This window comes from Halomonas sp. ML-15 (assembly GCF_014779595.1).
In the GTDB taxonomy this organism is placed as follows: Bacteria; Pseudomonadota; Gammaproteobacteria; order Pseudomonadales; family Halomonadaceae; genus Franzmannia.
This window is the reverse complement of record NZ_JACXZT010000008.1, coordinates 1,266-2,368: the sequence shown is the minus strand read 5'-3', so window position 1 is coordinate 2,368 and position 1,103 is coordinate 1,266. Positions and strand designations below refer to the sequence as shown.

Genomic DNA, 1,103 nt, shown 5'->3' with positions numbered 1-1,103 from the left:
CGCATCGTCGAGATGGTCGACGAAGATCTCAAGCTGTCGAAGATTCTGACCCGTCAGGCCTTCGAGAACGCCATCCGTACCAACGCCGCCATCGGCGGATCGACCAACGCGGTGATCCACCTCAAGGCGATCGCCGGGCGCATCGGCGTCGACCTGCCGCTGGACGACTGGACACGCATCGGCCGCGGCACGCCGACCATCGTCGACCTGCAGCCCTCGGGGCGTTTCCTGATGGAGGAGTTCTACTACGCCGGCGGCCTGCCGGCGGTACTCAAGCGCCTCGGCGAGGCCGAACGGCTACCCCACAAGGACGCCCTGACCGTCAACGGCAAGACGCTGTGGGACAACGTCAAGGAGGCGCCGCTCTACAACGATGAGGTGATCCGGCCCTGGGACAAGCCGCTGCGCGAAGATGGCGGCATGTGCGTGCTGCGCGGCAACCTGGCTCCCCAGGGCGCGGTGCTCAAGCCCTCGGCGGCGACCCCCGAGTTGATGACCCACCGCGGCCAGGCTGTGGTGTTCGAGAACTTCGACGACTACAAGGCGCGCATCAACGACCCCGACCTGGACGTGACCGCCGACAGCATCCTGGTGATGAAGCACTGTGGACCGCGGGGTTATCACGGCATGGCCGAAGTGGGCAATATGGGGCTGCCGGCCAAGCTGCTCGAGCAGGGCGTCACCGATATGGTGCGGATCTCCGATGCGCGCATGAGCGGCACCGCCTACGGCACGGTCGTCCTCCACGTATCACCGGAAGCCGCCGCCGGCGGCCCGTTGGCGGCGGTGCGCGACGGCGACTGGATCAGCCTCGACTGCGATGCCGGTCAGCTGCAGCTGGAGATCGATGACGCCGAGCTGGCCACGCGCCTGGCGGCGGAGGACCCGGGGGCGGCCTCGCGGCGTATCGCCAGCGACGGCGGCTATCGCCAGCTCTATATCGAGCATGTGCTGCAGGCCGACGAGGGCTGCGACTTCGATTTTCTGGTCGGCTGTCGCGGCGCCGAGGTGCCGCGGCACTCGCACTGATACCCACATGGATCGCTGATAGTGAGTCAGCGGGTGGAGCAAGAAAGATGACAACACATAACAAGATTGGCCCG

General features: G+C 66.5%; 1 protein-coding gene. It reads left to right on the top strand.

The features are described from left to right. Positions 1-1,029, top strand: a 1,029-nt coding sequence (locus IEI94_RS05610) for a dihydroxy-acid dehydratase (RefSeq protein ID WP_191166351.1), incomplete at its 5' end; no start/stop codon positions are given. Positions 1,030-1,103 lie beyond the last annotated feature (74 nt).